Source organism: Mycobacterium kyorinense (assembly GCF_001672775.1).
GTDB classification, from domain to species: Bacteria; Actinomycetota; Actinomycetes; order Mycobacteriales; family Mycobacteriaceae; genus Mycobacterium; species Mycobacterium kyorinense_A.
The window spans coordinates 91,089-107,345 of the sequence record NZ_LZKJ01000125.1 but is presented as its reverse complement, the minus strand read 5'-3'; the positions used below and the strand labels follow the sequence as shown (position 1 = coordinate 107,345).

Annotated in this window: 15 protein-coding genes; 8 read left to right on the top strand and 7 right to left on the bottom strand. The window is 67.5% G+C overall.

Going from position 1 to position 16,257, the window contains the following annotated elements; all coding sequences use genetic code 11:
- Window positions 1–45 precede the first annotated feature (45 nt).
- Window positions 46–1,782, top strand: coding sequence for a GMC family oxidoreductase (locus tag A5707_RS13945; protein WP_065015048.1), 1,737 nt, complete (start codon window positions 46–48; stop codon window positions 1,780–1,782).
- Here A5707_RS13945 and A5707_RS13940 read toward each other — a convergent pair.
- On the bottom strand, window positions 1,779–2,669 hold the full coding sequence (locus tag A5707_RS13940; protein WP_065015047.1) for a TauD/TfdA dioxygenase family protein: 891 nt from the start codon (window positions 2,667–2,669) through the stop codon (window positions 1,779–1,781). The two genes, A5707_RS13945 and A5707_RS13940, sit on opposite strands and share 4 nt — an antisense overlap.
- A 63-nt stretch (window positions 2,670–2,732) precedes the next feature.
- Between A5707_RS13940 and A5707_RS13935 the strand changes: the two genes are divergently transcribed.
- The gene (locus tag A5707_RS13935; RefSeq protein WP_082969455.1) at window positions 2,733–3,296 is read left to right on the top strand and encodes a TetR/AcrR family transcriptional regulator; all 564 of its coding nucleotides are present in this window, start codon (window positions 2,733–2,735) and stop codon (window positions 3,294–3,296) included.
- 75 nt (window positions 3,297–3,371) lie between these two features.
- Window positions 3,372–3,683 (top strand): hypothetical protein, encoded by a 312-nt coding sequence (locus A5707_RS13930; RefSeq protein WP_156657909.1) that lies wholly within the window; start codon window positions 3,372–3,374, stop codon window positions 3,681–3,683.
- Between the two features lie 7 nt (window positions 3,684–3,690).
- Here the strand turns inward: A5707_RS13930 and A5707_RS13925 are convergent, their stop codons facing one another.
- Together A5707_RS13925 and A5707_RS13920 are read right to left on the bottom strand one after the other, a co-directional pair.
- A complete protein-coding gene (locus tag A5707_RS13925) occupies window positions 3,691–6,081 on the bottom strand; it encodes a glycoside hydrolase family 65 protein (RefSeq protein ID WP_065015045.1) in 2,391 nt (796 codons plus the stop codon).
- Window positions 6,078–6,815 carry a beta-phosphoglucomutase family hydrolase gene (locus tag A5707_RS13920; protein WP_065015044.1) on the bottom strand — a complete coding sequence of 246 codons (738 nt, stop codon included), beginning with the start codon at window positions 6,813–6,815 and terminating at the stop codon, window positions 6,078–6,080. The genes A5707_RS13925 and A5707_RS13920 overlap by 4 nt, the downstream gene beginning before the upstream one ends.
- Window positions 6,816–6,908: 93 nt before the next feature.
- Between A5707_RS13920 and guaA the strand changes: the two genes are divergently transcribed.
- The 3 genes from guaA (at window position 6,909) to A5707_RS13905 (ending at window position 10,899) form a co-directional block, all read left to right on the top strand.
- Window positions 6,909–8,462: a glutamine-hydrolyzing GMP synthase gene (gene guaA, locus A5707_RS13915; protein ID WP_082969454.1), complete on the top strand. Its 1,554-nt coding sequence runs from the start codon at window positions 6,909–6,911 to the stop codon at window positions 8,460–8,462.
- 231 nt (window positions 8,463–8,693) lie between these two features.
- A complete protein-coding gene (locus A5707_RS13910) occupies window positions 8,694–9,329 on the top strand; it encodes a hypothetical protein (RefSeq protein ID WP_065015042.1) in 636 nt (211 codons plus the stop codon).
- Between the two features lie 4 nt (window positions 9,330–9,333).
- Window positions 9,334–10,899: a DNA polymerase Y family protein gene (locus A5707_RS13905; protein WP_082969453.1), complete on the top strand. Its 1,566-nt coding sequence runs from the start codon at window positions 9,334–9,336 to the stop codon at window positions 10,897–10,899.
- Between the two features lie 25 nt (window positions 10,900–10,924).
- Here the strand turns inward: A5707_RS13905 and A5707_RS13900 are convergent, their stop codons facing one another.
- The gene (locus A5707_RS13900) at window positions 10,925–11,515 is read right to left on the bottom strand and encodes a TetR/AcrR family transcriptional regulator (RefSeq protein WP_065015040.1); all 591 of its coding nucleotides are present in this window, start codon (window positions 11,513–11,515) and stop codon (window positions 10,925–10,927) included.
- A 124-nt stretch (window positions 11,516–11,639) separates the two neighbouring features.
- On the opposite strand from A5707_RS13900, the gene A5707_RS13895 reads away from it, so the two are divergent.
- Entirely contained in the window at window positions 11,640–12,083 is a 444-nt protein-coding gene (locus tag A5707_RS13895) for a DUF1772 domain-containing protein (RefSeq protein ID WP_232000722.1), read from the top strand.
- A gap of 32 nt (window positions 12,084–12,115) precedes the next feature.
- Window positions 12,116–12,478 (top strand): hypothetical protein, encoded by a 363-nt coding sequence (locus A5707_RS13890; protein WP_156657916.1) that lies wholly within the window; start codon window positions 12,116–12,118, stop codon window positions 12,476–12,478.
- Between the two features lie 16 nt (window positions 12,479–12,494).
- Here the strand turns inward: A5707_RS13890 and A5707_RS13885 are convergent, their stop codons facing one another.
- The 3 genes from A5707_RS13885 to A5707_RS13875 are packed head-to-tail and all read right to left on the bottom strand — an operon-like array spanning window position 12,495 to window position 16,221.
- A complete protein-coding gene (locus A5707_RS13885) occupies window positions 12,495–13,460 on the bottom strand; it encodes a nucleoside hydrolase (RefSeq protein ID WP_065015037.1) in 966 nt (321 codons plus the stop codon).
- On the bottom strand, window positions 13,457–14,164 hold the full coding sequence (locus A5707_RS13880; RefSeq protein ID WP_156657907.1) for a 2OG-Fe dioxygenase family protein: 708 nt from the start codon (window positions 14,162–14,164) through the stop codon (window positions 13,457–13,459). Before A5707_RS13880 ends, A5707_RS13885 begins: the two co-directional genes overlap by 4 nt.
- A gap of 44 nt (window positions 14,165–14,208) precedes the next feature.
- On the bottom strand, window positions 14,209–16,221 hold the full coding sequence (locus A5707_RS13875) for an SDR family oxidoreductase (protein ID WP_065015036.1): 2,013 nt from the start codon (window positions 16,219–16,221) through the stop codon (window positions 14,209–14,211).
- Between the last annotated feature and the right edge of the window lie 36 nt (window positions 16,222–16,257).

Sequence of the window (16,257 nt, the reverse complement as noted above, 5' to 3'; positions counted from 1 at the left end):
CAACTTCACGCTCGAGCGGGGGGTTTTGGGAGCTAGGCTGGCCGGGTGCAACCGGATTACGACGTTCTCATCATCGGTTCGGGGTTCGGCGGCAGCGTCACCGCGCTGCGATTGACCGAAAAGGGCTACCGGGTCGGCGTGCTGGAGGCGGGTCGCCGCTTCGCCGACGCGGATTTCGCCAAGACCTCGTGGAACCTGCGCAAATTTCTGTGGGCGCCGAAGCTGGGCTGCTACGGCATCCAGCGCATCCACCTGCTGAACAACGTGATGGTGCTGGCCGGCGCCGGCGTCGGCGGGGGATCGCTGAATTACGCCAACACGTTGTACGTGCCGCCGGAGCCGTTCTTCGCCGACCGCCAGTGGAGCCACATCACCGACTGGCGTTCTGAGCTGATGCCGCACTACGACCAGGCGCAGCGGATGCTGGGCGTGGTCAAGAACCCGACGTTCACCGATGCCGACCGCATCGTCAAAGAGGTTGCCGACGAGATGGGCGTGGGCGACACGTTCGTGCCCACCCCGGTCGGAGTGTTCTTCGGGCCGGACGGGCAGAAGGTCCCAGGCAAGACCGTGCCCGACCCGTATTTCGGCGGCGCGGGCCCGGCCCGCGCGGGTTGCCTCGAAGTCGGAGAATGTATGACCGGCTGCCGCCACAACGCCAAGAACACACTGGTCAAGAACTACCTGTATCTCGCGGAATCCGCTGGCGCGCAAGTACATCCGATGACGACCGTCACCGGCTTCGAGCAGCGGCCCGACGGTGTGTGGCAGGTTCATACGGCGCGCACCGGTCGCTGGGTGCGCCGAGACAAGCGCACCTTCACCGCGACGCATCTGGTGCTGGCCGCGGGCACGTTCAACACCCAGAAGCTGCTGTTCAAGATGCGCGACACCGGCAAGCTGCCGCGGCTGTCCGAGCGGTTGGGGGTGTTGACCCGCACCAACTCCGAGTCGATCGTCGGCGCCGGCCGCCTGGAAGTCAGCTCCGACCTGGATCTGACGCACGGGGTGGCGATCACGTCGTCGATTCACCCGACGTCGGACACCCACGTCGAACCGGTCCGCTACGGCAAGGGCTCCAACGCGATGGGGCTGTTGCAGACTCTGATGACCGATGGGCCCGGCCCGGAGGGCACCGACACCCCGCGGTGGCGACAGCTGCTGGATCAGGCCCGCGAAGACCCGCGCGGCATTCTGCGGCTGCTCAACCCGCGGCGGTGGAGCGAGCGCACGGTGATCGCGCTGGTCATGCAGCACCTGGACAACTCGATCACCACGTTCACCAGGCGCGGGCGGTTTGGCATTCGCCGCTACTCCAGCAAGCAGGGGCATGGCGAACCCAATCCGAGCTGGATTCCGGTGGGCAACGAGGTCACTCGCCGCATCGCCGCCAAGATCGACGGCGTGGCCGGCGGAACGTGGGGAGAGCTGTTCAACATCCCGCTGACTGCGCACTTCCTGGGCGGTGCGGTGATCGGCGACAGCCCCGAACACGGCGTCATCGACCCGTATCAGCGGGTGTACGGCTATCCGACGCTGTTAGTCACCGACGGCGCCGCAATCTCGGCCAACCTGGGCGTCAACCCGTCGCTGTCCATCACTGCGCAAGCTGAGCGTGCCGCGTCGCTGTGGCCGAACAAGGGCGAGAATGATCTACGCCCGCGCCAGGGTGAGCCGTATCGGCGCCTGGACCCGATCGCTCCGCAGCATCCGGTGGTGCCCGCCGACGCGCCCGGCGGGCTGCGCTGGCTGCCGATCGAGCCGATGAGCTCGGCGGGTTAACCCGCGACGGCCTCCAGCGGGGCACCGCTGATCACCCGGCTCCGTTGCCCCGCCACGTCGACGGGTACATCACCCATCAACGTGACCCGGTGCATCAGGCGGCGCTGACCGTCGTAGTCGTCGACGGCCCGGTGCTGGGTGGCCCGGTTGTCCCAGATGGCGACGTCACCGAGCTCCCAGTTCCACCGGATCGTGTTCTCCGGCACGGTGATTCGCCGCTGAAGCAAGTCGAACAGCACACGGGACTCGTGCTCGTCGAGCCCGACGAACCCGCGGACGAAATCTCCGGCCACCAGCGTGCGTTCGCCGGTCTCCGGATGCACCCGCACCACCGGGTGCTCGGTGCGAAAGTCCCGCTTCTCGAACGCCTCTCGCAGCGTCCGCTGCTCGTCGGTCATGGTGGCGGCCGCGGCGTAGTCGTACCGGTTGCTGTGCAGCGCCCAGAGACTGTCGGCAAGCCGTTTGAGCGGTTCGGGTAGCGCCGCATAGCCGGCCGCGGTCGAGGCCCACAACGTCGATCCGCCGTAACTGGGCAGGGTGACGGCCCGCAGGATCGATGCGGCCGGGTAGTTCGGGACAAACGTGACGTCGGTGTGCCAGCGGTTGGCCTTGCCGTACTCGGAGTCGATCGGCGTGATGGTCGGCGCGTCGTCGTACTTGATCGCCGGGTGGCCGACCGGGGTGCCCAGCAGGGTGGCGAAGGCCAGCTGTTGGGCGTCGTCGAGGTGGTGTTGACCGCGGAAAAAGATCACCTTGTGGGCCAACAGCGCCCGGTGAATCTCCTCGAGCGTCGCCGCGTCGAGGTCGCCGCCGAGTCGGACGCCGTCGATGCGCGCGCCGATGCGACTGCCCAGCTTGGTCACGGCCAGAGCCGAGGGAATGGTCATCTCGAAGGTCCTCGAATCGCAATATGACTGTAGCCAGTTGACTACGTAGGCTAGTGTAGTCATATGACTACGCGAGTGGCAAGAGACCGGGGCGAGCAGATACCGGTAGGGCGGGAAGAGGTGGTGGCGGCCATCCTGGCCGCCGCCGCCGACCTGTTCGCGGAGGGCGGCCCGGCCGCGACGTCGATCCGCGACATCGCCGCCCGGTCGAAGGTCAACCACGGGCTGGTGCATCGCCACTTCGGCAGCAAGGAGAATTTGGTCGGCGCGGTTCTCGACCACCTGGGCACAACCACCACCGAGCTGCTGCAGACCGGCGCGCCGGAAGCGGAGCGGGCCTTCGACCGGCATCTGCGGGTGCTTGCCCGGGCATTACTCGATGGCTATCAAGTCGGGCAGTTGCAGACCCGGTTCCCAGGCGTGTCGCAGCTGCTGGACGAGGTCCGGTCGCGACACGACAGCGAACTAAACGCGCGGGTAGCCGTCGCCAATGCTGTTGCCTTGCAGCTTGGTTGGCGGTTGTTTGAGCCTTTCCTGCGTTCGGCGGCCGGCATCGGCGAGCTGACCGAGTCAGACTTGCAGCAGGCCGTCACCGCCGAGGTGGCGCGGCTGGTTGAACCGCATTGACCAGCCGGTGACGTTTGAAGCCGGCACATCCGGGGCAACGCTGGGTGAACAGTCCTCGCCAATGAAGGAGGGACGTTGCTCTGGCTGGCCGTAGTGTGCGTCATCGTCGGCGCCGTGATGTTTGTGGGCGGGCTCATGCTCTTCACCAACGGCGGCGGGGTGGCGCCGCACCGTCGTACCGCGGGTGATCCCACCGGCGCCAAGCGGGCCGCATCGCGGGTGCAGTGGCGCGAGGTGTTTCGCCGGATACCGCAAAGCCTCGGGGTCATGATGGGGCGGGACGCCGAGCGCAGCGACAAGTTGATGTCGGTGGGCTCGCTGTGCGTGCTGGCCGCTCTTGTCGCCTGGTTTGCCGCAGTGCTGGCGTTCATCACCGCGTTCATCTGAGCGCCGATCAGGTCGTCGGACTGACGGTCTGTCCCTGGGACCGGATCATGCGCCGATGCGTGGGCTCACGGTTCGGCGGCTGGTGCGGGGTGGGCAACAGCGGCTCCCGGCGCCGGAGACCAATGGTCGACGGCTCGCTGGTCGACAGCTTGAGATCTTCCCCGGCGTGGCGGATCGTCAACTCACCGTCGGGCCCGTCGCGCAGCGTATAGGTGACGTCGTCGTGCGATACGCAGACCGTCAGCCGAAAACCCTTCCACCGCAACCGGAATCGTAGACACGAAATACCGTCGGGCAGTGCGGGGTCCAGCGAGAGGATGCCCTCGTCGTCGCGCAGCCCACCGAAACCCGCGACCAACGCAGTCCACGCCCCGGCCAGCGAGGCCATGTGCAGACCGTCGCGGCTGTTGTGGTGCAGATCCCGCAGGTCGATGAGCCCGGCCTCAAAGGCGTAGTCGTGAGCCAAATCCAGATGCCCCACCTCGGCGCACATCACCGCCTGGATGCACGCCGACAGTGACGAATCGCGCACGGTGCGCCGTTCGTAATAGTCGACATTGCGGGCCTTTTCCTCCGGGGTGAACGCGTGGCTTTGCCACTGCATCGCCAACACCAGATCGGCCTGCTTGATCACCTGCGCCGGATAGAGCCGCACATACGGCTTGTGCAGCAACAATGGGTAAGTGGTGTTTGCTTCAAAGTCCCACTCCGCGAAGGTGGTAAAGCCCTCACACTGCTGGTGCACGCCCAGGTCCTCGTCGTAGGGGATATGCGCGGCGTCGGCGGCGTCTCGCCAGGCAGCCATCTCCTCGGTAGTGACGCCCATCGCCTGGGCCGCCTCGACGTGGCGGGCACACGCATCGGCCGCGGTGCGCAGATTGTGTGAGGCCATCAAATTCGTGAACACGTTGTCCCGGACGATCGCGGTGTACTCGTCGGGGCCGGTGACCCCGTCGAGATGCCACACGCCATGCCGGTCGTGGTGTCCCAGCGAGCGCCACAGCCGGGCGGTTTCGATCAGCACCGCCAGCCCGCAGTCCTCTTCCAACGACTGGTCGCCGGTGACGACGCGATACCGCTCGAAGGCCATCGCGATCGCGGCGTTGATGTGAAAGGCCGCAGTGCCGGCCGGCCAGTAGCCCGAGCACTCCTGGCCGCGGATCGTCCGCCAGGGAAAGGCCGCGCCGTCGAGACCGAGCTCTTCTGCCCGCTCCTTGGCGAGGTCCAGTGTCGAAGCCCGCCACCGCAGCGCATCGGCTGCCGCGTGCGGCGCGGTGTAGGTCAGAACTGGCAGAACGAATCCCTCGGTGTCCCAAAAGGCGTGGCCGTCATAGCCGGTGCCGGTCAGCCCCTTGCTGGGGATCGCGCGCTGTTCGGCGCGTGCACTGGCCTGCAGGATGTGGAACAGCCCGAACCGCACCGCCTGTTGGCTGTCGGCGTCGCCGTCGACCTCCACGTCGGCGCTGTCCCAGAAGTCGTCGAGATATTCGCGTTGGGCGTCCAGCAGCCCCTGCCAGCCTACATAGCGGGCGCCGGTGATGGCGCCCGCCGCCTGGTCACGCAAGGCCGGCCGCGAGCGCAGACTCGACCAGCCATAGGCCAGATATTTGACGATGCGCAGTTTCTGGCCCGGGCGAAGCCCGCAGATGATCGTCGTCCGGGCCAGGTCGGGACGCGCTTCGGTGGAGGCCTCGACGCGTCCGGGAACATCGATTTCGTGGTCCATCACCGCGGCCATCATCAGCCCGCTGCCCCGGGTGCGGTGCATCAGCATGGCCCGGTGGTCGGTGGTGCTTTCGTGGTCGACGGCCTCCAGTGGTTCGTCCAGCACGGCCGACACCCGCGGATCGGCTGAGGTCTGCGGCTGGTCCTCGTTGGCGACGAGCTCGGATTGCACTGTCACGCGGACGAATTCGTCGAGCGCCTCGACGACATATTCGATCGCCGCCACGCTGCGCTGGTCCAGCGACACCAGCCGGGTGGACACCACCTTCACCTGCTTGCCCGCCGGCGAGCGCCAGTGCGCGTGACGGGTCAGCGTTCCGGCCCTCAGGTCGAGAATCCGCTCGTGGGCGAGCAGTTCGCCGTAGCGGACGTCGAACAACTCGTCGTCGACCATCAGGCGCAGGATCTTGCCGTTGGTGACGTCGACGACCGTCTGGCCGGCCTCCGGATACCCGAAGCCGGCTTCGGCGTACGGCAATGGCCGTACTTCGTAAAACGAATTCAGGTAGGTGCCCGGCAGGCCGTGCGGCTCGCCTTCGTCGAGATTGCCGCGCAACCCGATGTGGCCGTTGGACAGCGCAAACAAGGATTCCGACTGGGCCAGCACGTTCAGGTCGAGCCGCGTTTCGCGCACCTGCCAGGGCTCGACGGGGAAGTCCTCATCGGTGATCATGACAGCAGCTCCGCCAGGTCGGTGACGACGACGTCGGCGCCGTCGCGGCGCAACTCCTCGGCCTGTCCCACCCGGTCGACGCCGACCACGAACCCGAAGTTTCCGGCGCGACCGGCGGCCACACCCGACAGCGCGTCCTCGAACACCGCGGCCGCGTCGGCGTCCACCTGCAGCAGCTCGGCTGCCCGCAGAAACGAGTCCGGGGCGGGCTTGCCCGCGATGTGCTCTTCGCGCAGAGTTACCCCGTCGACGCGCTGCTGGACGAACCGGTCCAGGCCGGTCACTTCGAGCACCTCGCGGGTGTTGGCGCTGGACGACACCACCGCCACCGCCAGGCCGGCGTCCGCGACGGCTTCCAGGTAGCGCCGCGACCCGTCGAACACCTCGACGCCGTCATCGCGCAGGGTCTGCTGAAACGCCTCGTTCTTGCGGTTGCCCAGGCCGTGCACGGTCTCGGCGTCGGCGGGATCGTCGGGGCCGCCCTCGGGCAGCTCGATGCCGCGACTGTCCAAAAAGGACCGGACACCGTCCTCGCGTTTCTTGCCGTCCACGTACTGCCGATAGTCGGCGGCCGGGTCGAACGGCACGAATTCCTCGCCGGTGCGCTCGGAGCGCCGGCGAAGGTAGTCGTCGAACATGGTCTTCCAGGCTTTGGTGTGCACGCTCGCGGTGTCGGTGAGGACACCATCGAGGTCGAACAGACAGGCATGCACCTTTTCCGGCAGACCCAGCACAGCAGACCTCCTTTCAGTTGGGGCACTACCACTTCACCATGCCGGTGATCGGCAGGCAGCGTTTCGCCAAGGGCCGCTCACTAGACTGGGCCGGTGCAGTCAGCATCGCCCCGCCCTGTGTTGGTCGTCGATTTCGGCGCGCAGTACGCCCAGTTGATCGCCCGCCGGGTGCGCGAGGCCCGGGTGTTCTCCGAAGTCATTCCACACACCGCCTCGGTCGAGGAGATCAAGGCCCGCGACCCGCAGGCGCTGGTGCTCTCCGGCGGGCCGGCCAGCGTGTACGCCGAGCAGGCGCCGCAGCTCGATCCGGCCCTGTTCGACCTGGGGCTGCCGGTGTTCGGGATCTGCTACGGCTTCCAGGCCATGGCCCAGGCGCTCGGTGGTACCGTCGCGCCCACCGGGACCAGTGAATACGGCCGGACTCAATTGAAAGTGCTTGGCGGCGAACTGCATTCGGACCTGCCGGATAACCAGCCGGTGTGGATGAGTCATCGGGACGCCGTCACCGCCGCACCGGACGGATTCGAGGTGGTGGCCACCAGCGCCAGTTCGCCGGTCGCCGGCTTCGAGGACCGGGCCCGACGGCTGGCCGGCGTGCAATACCACCCCGAAGTGATGCACACCCCGCACGGGCAGCAGGTACTCAGCCGCTTCCTGCACGACTTCGCCGGCCTCGGCGCGGATTGGACGCCGGCCAACATCGCCAGCGCGCTGGTCGAGCAGGTGTCCGAGCAGATCGGCGACGGCCACGCGATCTGCGGGCTGTCGGGCGGGGTCGATTCGGCGGTGGCCGCGGCGTTGGTGCAGCGTGCCATCGGTGACCGGTTGACCTGTGTTTTCGTCGACCACGGGCTGCTGCGGGCCGGCGAGCGCGCGCAGGTGCAGCGCGACTTCGTGGCCGCCACCGGCGCCAACCTGGTCACCGTCGACGCGGCGCAGACCTTCCTCGAGGCGCTGTCGGGGGTGACCAACCCCGAAGGCAAACGCAAGATCATCGGCCGCCAGTTCATCCGGGCGTTCGAAGGCGCGGTGCGAGATGTCATGGGCGACACCGAGATTGACTTTTTGGTGCAGGGCACGCTGTATCCGGACGTGGTGGAGTCCGGTGGCGGCACCGGCGCTGCGAACATCAAAAGCCACCACAATGTCGGCGGATTGCCCGATGATTTGAAGTTCAAACTCGTCGAGCCGTTGCGATTGCTGTTCAAAGACGAGGTGCGAGCGGTCGGACGGGAGTTGGGTCTGCCGGAGGAAATCGTTGCACGCCAACCCTTTCCGGGGCCGGGGCTGGGGATTCGGATCGTCGGCGAGGTCACCGCGGCGCGGCTAGAGACGCTGCGGCGCGCCGATGCGATCGCGCGCGAGGAGTTGACCGTGGCGAGCCTTGACACCCAGATCTGGCAGTGCCCGGTGGTGCTGCTGGCCGACGTCCGCTCGGTGGGCGTGCAGGGCGATGGCCGTACCTACGGGCATCCGATCGTGCTGCGGCCGGTGTCCAGCGAGGACGCCATGACAGCCGACTGGACGCGGGTGCCCTACGAGGTGCTGGAGCGCATTTCCACCCGGATCACCAACGAGGTCGTCGAGGTCAACCGGGTGGTGCTGGACATCACCAGCAAGCCGCCCGGCACCATCGAGTGGGAGTAGCTGACTGCAGTTTCGACGCAGCGGCCGGGCCCCCGTGTTCGCGAGAGTGCAACTACCGACGCCTCTTCTCGGGCGATGCGTCGGCAGTCGCACTTTCGCGGCGTATCGAAGCACCATTTGCCCCACCAGCACCGACCGCATAAAGCAGCCTCTTGCGTTGCTTGACGGTTGTCGGTGGGCCGGTGTTGACTCATCGGTATCGAACATACATTCGAGAACGTGAGGGATTTTATGCCGACCGCTGCAGTTGATGACCGCGCTGAGCAGCTGAAACTGCTGCGCCGGCAGATGGCGGCGGTGTCGGGGAAGGTCGGCTCCGGGCGGCAGGCGGAGTCAGAGGCCAGGTTGCCGGTCCCGCCGTTGCTGGCCGATGTGCTGCCCGACGCGTTGCCCCGCGGGACGGTGGCGGTGCTGTCGGGGGCCCGGTCGCTGCCGCTGAGCATGGTGGCCGCGGTGACGGCCGACGGCGGCAACGCGGCGATCGTCGGCCAGCCGGATATCGGGCTGCTGGCCGCCGTGGAGATGGGCGCGGACCTGAGCCGGCTCGCGGTGATACCGGATGCCGGAACCGACCCGGTCGAGGTGGCCGCGGTGCTGATGGACGGAATGGATCTGGTGGTCCTCGGGCTGGGTGGACGCTCGGTGCCGTTGACCCGGGCGCGGGCGGTGGTGGCCCGCGCGCACCAGAAAGGCTGCACGCTGCTGGTCACCGACGGCGATTGGCAGGGAGCGCCGCTGCGGCTGGAGGCTCGGGTCTGCGGTTATGAGACCGGCGTGCCAGGTTTTGGCCGTATCGGGCAGGTGCGGCTCCAGGTCAGCCGGGTAGGCGGGCGAGGCCGAATGGTTGGGCGGATACGGGCGGGTTAGTTCGATGGCCTCGCGGGTGCTGGCGATCTGGTGTATGGATTGGCCGGCGGTGGCCGCAGCGGCGGCCGCCGGCCTGCCCGCGACGGCGCTGGTCGCGGTCACTCTGGCCAACCGGGTGATCGCCTGTTCGTCGGCCGCCCGTGCGGCGGGGGTGCGACGTGCGCTGCGGCGACGGGAAGCGGTTGCGCGCTGTCCGCAACTGCACGTGGTGGCCGCCGACGCCGACCGCGACGCCCGCTTCTTCGAAGGCGTCGTCGCCGCGATCGACGATTTGGTGCCGCGCGCCGAGGTGCTGCGGCCCGGGCTGGTGGCGGTGCCGGTGCGCGGGGCGGCCCGCTTCTTCGGATCCGAACAGGCTGCCTCCGAGCGGCTGATCGACGCGGTGGCCGCCGCCGGCGCCGAATGTCAGGTCGGAATCGCCGACCAGTTGTCGACCGCGGTCTTTGCTGCCCGTGCGGGCCGAGTCGTGCAACCGGGACACGACGCGCGGTTCCTGTCGGTGTTGTCGATCCGCCAGCTCGCCACCGAGCCCAGCCTGTCCGGTCCCGGCCGCGACGACCTGGCGGACCTGTTGTGGCGGATGGGAATTCGCACGATTGGGCAGTTCGCCGCCTTGTCGCGTACCGACGTGGCGTCGAGGTTCGGTACCGATGCGGTGATCGCGCACCGGTTTGCCCGCGGTGAGCCGGAGCGTGGGCCATCCGGACGGGAGTTACCGCAGGAATTCGATGCCGTCCTGCACTGCGACCCGCCGGTCGATCGGGTCGACGCCGCAGCCTTCGCCGGCCGCTCGTTGGCCAGCGCGCTGCATCAGACGTTGATGGGCGCCGGGGTGGGATGCACCAAGCTGGCCATTCACGCCGTCACCGCCAACGGCGAAGAGCTGCAACGGGTATGGCGTTGCGCCGAGCCGTTGACCGAGGACGCCACCGCCGACCGGGTGCGCTGGCAGCTGGACGGGTGGTTGAACAAGCGGACCGCCGGCGATCGCCCCACCGCGCCGGTGACGCTGCTGCGGCTGCAGGCGGTGGAGGTGATCTCGGCCGGGGCGCTGCAGTTGCCGTTATGGGGTGGACTCGGCGACGACGACCGGTTGCGCGCCCGCCGGGCGCTGGTGCGGGTGCAGGGTCTGCTCGGGCCGGAGGCGGTGCAGGTGCCGGTCCTGTCTGGCGGGCGCGGGCCGGGCGAACGCATCACCTTCACGCCGCTGGGCGACGAGCCGGTGCCGCAGGCCGACCCGCGTCAGCCATGGCCGGGTCAGCTGCCGGAGCCCTCACCGACGGTGTTGCTCGACGACCCAGTGGAATTGTTTGACACGCACGGCAATCCGGTACGGGTGACCAGCCGCGGATTGTTCTCCGCCGACCCGGCGCGACTGACCGCCCGCGGCCGCGACAACCGGCTGTGCTGGTGGGCCGGCCCCTGGCCGGTCGACGAACGCTGGTGGGATCCGCAGCGGGCTAAGGGCCGCACCGCCAGGGCGCAGGTCCTGCTCGACGGTGACCCCGCTAGGGCGCTGCTGCTGTGCTACCGCCGGCGGCGCTGGTATCTGGAGGGGATCTACGAGTGACGGTTTGTCGGAGCCGGTCTCACCATCAACCTGACCGCGCGCTTGCCGAAGCGAACCGGCTTATCAGCAAGTCGACACGGGCAGCGTGTTGCTCCGGGCGTAATCGGCCGCCGCGGAAGAGCGTGACCAGTCCGTGCAGCGCCGCCCACAGCACCTCGGCGAGGGTGTCGACATCCTGGCGGCCTGCGATTCCCGTGACTGCTTGACGGAGCTCGGCAAAGCCTTTTACCAACTCGGGCGGGGTATCTGCATCAGCGAATCGCAATGTGGTGGCGCGGGTGAACATTGCGTCGTAGAGCGCTGGGTTCTTTTCAGCGAACTCGAGATAGGCATGCGCGATTCGTTTCAGCGTGGCCTCGGGACCTCGTCGCCCACGGCGGGCGCGCGACAGCACCTCGGCAAGTTCGTCGAACCCGTCGATCGCCACGGCCTCGGCGATACTGTCCATCCCCGAAAAGTGCTTGTACAACACCGGCTGGCTGTATTCGATCTCCTCGGAAAGCCGACGCGTGGTAACCGCTTCCCATCCTTCGGTTTCAGCCAATCCGCGGGCCGCGCTGATGATGAGGCGACGACGTGCGGCTTGCTCACGCGCTCGGCGCTCATTGATGGCCATATCTGATAATAGCACCGCTAGGAAATCTAGCGGTGCTATTGACGCGCGCATGCGACAGCGCTAGCATTGCTAACCTTACGACTGAGAGTGAGGCGCGATGATCGAACTCGCCGAGGTGTTGGCGATGATCGCGGTGCTGGGCACTGCGGTGGTGTACGGCACCGACGTATTCTGCGCGGTTGTTCAGCGACCAGCATTGGCCGCCGTTGACGATGGTGCCCTGGTGGCCGTGATGGGCAACGTGCATCGCTACGGTGACCGCCGCATGCCAGTGCCCGGTGTTCTCGGCGCCGTGGCCGCCATCGCCAGTGCTGCGCTGTTCGCGGTCGCCGGTCAATGGGCCCAGAGCATTACGGCATTCTGCGCGGTAGTGATGCTGCTGCTTTGGATCGTGCTTTATGCGCGGGTCAGCGCGCCGATCAACCGCCAGCTGACCCGGGCCGCTATCAGCCGCCAGTTCCCGGCGAACGCGCGTGTGTTGCAGTCCGGTTGGGACCGCATCATCAACGTTCGTGCCGCGTTGCAGGGACTTGCGCTCGCAGCGCTGTGCCTCACGATGATCGTCTGACCCGCAATGCCCACACCGGAAAGGAGGTCGCAATCGTGCGACCGCAAACACTTGGCCGACTCTTGATGCGCGCGGCACCGCTTTTCAACGCGCCGGTGGCCGCGGTGGCCAACTCGCCACGCTTCGGCGGGCTGGTGAACCGCAACATCGCGATGCTCAGCTATACCGGACGGCGGTCCGGACGTCGGTTCAGTATCCCGGTGGGATACCGCCGCAGCGCTGACGAGGTCGTCATCGGCGTCAACATGCCGGAGGCAAAGACGTGGTGGCGCAACTTTCTCGGCGAGGGAGCTCCACTGACGTTGCTGCTCGACGGCAGCGAACGCGCCGGGCATGCGGTCGCCACGCGTGACCAGAAGGGGCGCGTCACCGTCACCGTGCGACTGGCCAACTGATTTACCGGAGCGCGGGTCAGCCCAGCTGACGCGCGAACAGCCCGACCCGCTCGATGAACCGGTCGAAGAACACTACCGGGTCGACGTCAACGCCGATGAGCGCGTTGGGGTCTCGACCCCAACGTCCCGACCAGTCGGTCACTGTCATGCCGCGGGTCAGGCTGCCCGTCAGCTCGACGTCCACCGTCGCCGGTCGGGTCGCCACCAGCTGCGGGTCCAACGCGACCGCGGCGGCCAGCGGATCATGCAGGTGCGCCAGATACCCGTAGCCGGCGTTGGCGTGGGCCTCGAAGTAGAACCGCATCGCATCTTCGATGAACCGGATCAACGGATTGGGGGTCGTCGTCGCCATCCGCGACAGGTGCTCCGGTGTCATCGCGATGTGCTGGGTCAGGTCCAACCCGCACAGAATCGGAAGACGTTCGGCGCCAACCCAGCTCCCGAAGACTTCCGCCGCCGCCTCGGGGTCCACGCTGATGTTCCATTCGGCCACCGGGTTGGTGTTGCCGCGGTAGTCGTAGGCGCCGCCCATGATCACCAGACGGCGCAGCAGCGTCGGCAGCGCGGGTTCGGCGCGCAACGCCAACGCCAGGTTGGTCAGCGGCCCGGTAGCGACGCCGATCAGCTCGCCGGGATACGCGCGTGCCGCCCGGACCCAAGCGCTCGCCGCGTCGTAGCCGGTGAGCGGACGATCAGACGGCGGCAGCTCGGCATACCCTAACCCGTTGGGCCCGTGAGCTTTTCCGGGAGGGCACATCGGACAGTTCAGTGGCTGCCCGGCGCCCTTGGACACCGGGATCGCGCCCGCCCGGCATAGGTCGAGCAATCCCAGGTTGTTCTCGCAAACCTGGTCTACCCCAACGTTTCCTCCGGTCGAGGCGATGCCCACCAGTTCGGCCTCTGGGCTGGCCAGCAGATACACCAGTGCCAGCGCATCGTCGACACCCGTGTCGACATCGACGAAAATCGGTGATGTGTTCACGCAAACGTGATTACCAGAACGTCGCGCAGTGCAGGCGCCGACTCGTCAACTGGCCGGATCGGCGAGACGCCATGCACGGTACGACGGTCGTCGCCCAGCAGCAGTGTCCCGGGCTCGGCCAGCGTGGTGGCCAGCAGTTGACGACCGCTCACATCGAAGACCGTGCTCTGGCCACCGGCGGCATTGCTGCGATTGATCAGCAGCGAGGCGACCAGCGTGACGCCATCGCGGTGCAGCCCCTCCGGAGTGGGCTGACCGTCGTCATCCGCCGATGCCACCACCCGAAACGGATGCACCTTGACGGTCCACTGCGCAGCGTCGTCAAGGACAGTTGCGAACCGGCCCAGCAACCCCAGGATCCGTTGCAGCAGCGGATCGCTGGCGAACGTCTCAGTCAACGGCTCGAAGTGGCGATTGCGCTCGACGTAAAGCGGGTTGGAGTTGTCCGGCTGCACAAATGCACCGACCGGTATCGGCGCCGCGACTCCAGCCTTGACCGTGTAATGGCCGTAGCGGCGCAACCGGCGCACGCCGAGCTCGGCGGCGTAACGGTCCGGCGCCAAATCCTCCCAGTGCTTGGCAAAGCGCGCCCACCCGCCGTCGGACACGCCCAAAGTTGCCGAGAGATCCGCGGCGGGCAGCACGCCAGTGCCCGACGAGGTGAGTGTCGAGGTGGCAGCCGCTACTGGATCCGTGTCCAACACACCGCCGGTGTACCTGCCAGCCGGGCCGGCTAAACGCAACGGTATTACCAGTGCACGCCGGGCACCAGCCGCACGGCGCGTTTGACCGGACGAGGCACTCGCACTCGAGGGACCGCTCGAACCGGGCGCTTCGGCTTGCGCCGCGACGACGGCTGGGCGGCAACGGGTTCGGCCGGTTCGATCCCGAGCGCCGCCGCGGAGTCGGGGTAGCCGAGATAGAGCTGATGCAGGATTCGCCGCGACAGCTTCGGAGTGAAGTAATTGCCGACATCAGCAAGGGTCCCCAACGGGGTGTCGATGCGCGCCGGCTTCTCGACCAGGCCGCGCACCACCATCGCCGCCGCGTGCTCGGGGCTGATCGCGCGCATCGGGTTGAGCCGCCGCGACGGCGCAATCATCGGCGTGGCCACCAACGGCATATGGATGTTGGTGAACGTGATGTGATCCGACAGCGTCTCCGACGACACCACCTCGGCGAACGCGTCCAGCGCCGCCTTGGACGGCAGATACGAGCTGTACTTGGGGCTGCGGGCCTGCACCCCGGCACTGGACACGTTGACGACGTGACCGAACCGTCGCTCACGCCAGTGCGGCAACAGCGCCAGCATCATCCGCACCGCGCCGAAATAGTTGACCGCCATCACTCGCTCGTAATCGTGCAGTCGCTCAGTGGAATTGACCACCGATCGGCGGATCGAGCGGCCCGCATTGTTGACCAGATAATCGACGTGGTCGAACCGGCCCAGGATGTCCTTGATGGTGTGCTCGACCGACGCCGAGTCGGTGACGTCACAGGTGAACGCATAGGCTCGGCCACCGCCTGCCCGGATGTCGGCGACCAGCTCGTCGAGCGCCTCGCCGTTGCGGGCCAGCGCGAACACCGTCGCACCCCGCTCGGCGACCGCGAGGGCCGAGGCCCGGCCGATGCCGCTGGATGCGCCGGTGATGATGACGTGCCGACCGACCAGCGGGCCGGCCGGATCGTCGCGCCGGGCACGGTCAGGATCTAGATGCTGCGCCCAGTACCGCCACAACGCCGGCGCGTAATCGGCGAACTCGGGCACGCTGATCCCGGTGCCGCGCAACGCCTGCCGTGTTTCCTCGGAGGTGAACGTGGGCGCGAGGTCGACGACGTCGAGAACCTCGGCGGGAATACCGAGTTGGGTGGCCGCCATGTTGCGCCACACCTTGGCCCGGCCGCGCACTTTGAGCACCGGGGCGGCCACCGTGCGGGGCAGCGAGCCGCGCAGCGCCGGCAGGCCGGCTTCGGTGGCGATACCGCGGTAAATACCGCGCAAGCCAATGGTTTTCGGGGCGGTCAGGTGGAAGGCCTGTCCGTCTCGGCCCCCGGTGTGCATCAGCGCCACCAGCGCGTTGACGACGTAGTCGACCGGGACGATGTTGGTGCGGCCGGTGTCGGGCAACATGATCGGCGTGAACGACGGCAAGACGGCCAGCTTGGTCAGCAGCGGAAAGAAGTAATACGGCCCGTCGACCTTGTCCATTTCGCCGGTGCGCGAATCACCCACCACTACCGCCGGCCGGTAGATGCGGTAGCGCAACCCAGGCGCCGAACGCACCAACGACTCGGCTTCGAACTTGGTCTGGTGATAGGGCGTCGGCAGCTGCTGCCCGACGTCGAAATCGGCTTCGGTGTACTCGCCGCGGAAGTCGCCGGCCACCGCGATCGACGACACATGATGCAGCGTCGCGTCGAGCCGGTGGGCCAGTTGGATCACCGCGCGGGTGCCGTCCACGTTGGCGGCGCGTTGGTCGGCGTCCGACGCGGTGATGTCATAGATCGCCGCACAGTGCACCACATGGTCGACGTCGCTCAGCTCGGCAACGGCCTGGTCGGTCAATCCAAGGTCGGCCGCCGTCAGGTCACCGACCAGCGGTTTTACCTGCTCACCCCAGTCCCGGGCCAGCCGCTCGAACCGGCCCAGCGTCGGCCGGCGGACCAATACGAACACCTCGGCGCCCGGCTGGGTGGCGAGCAGACGGGAAACCACTCGTCGACCAATAAACCCGGTACCGCCGGTAACGACATACCGCATGCAAGCCATCGTGACGGCTGACACCGCGCCCGTCAA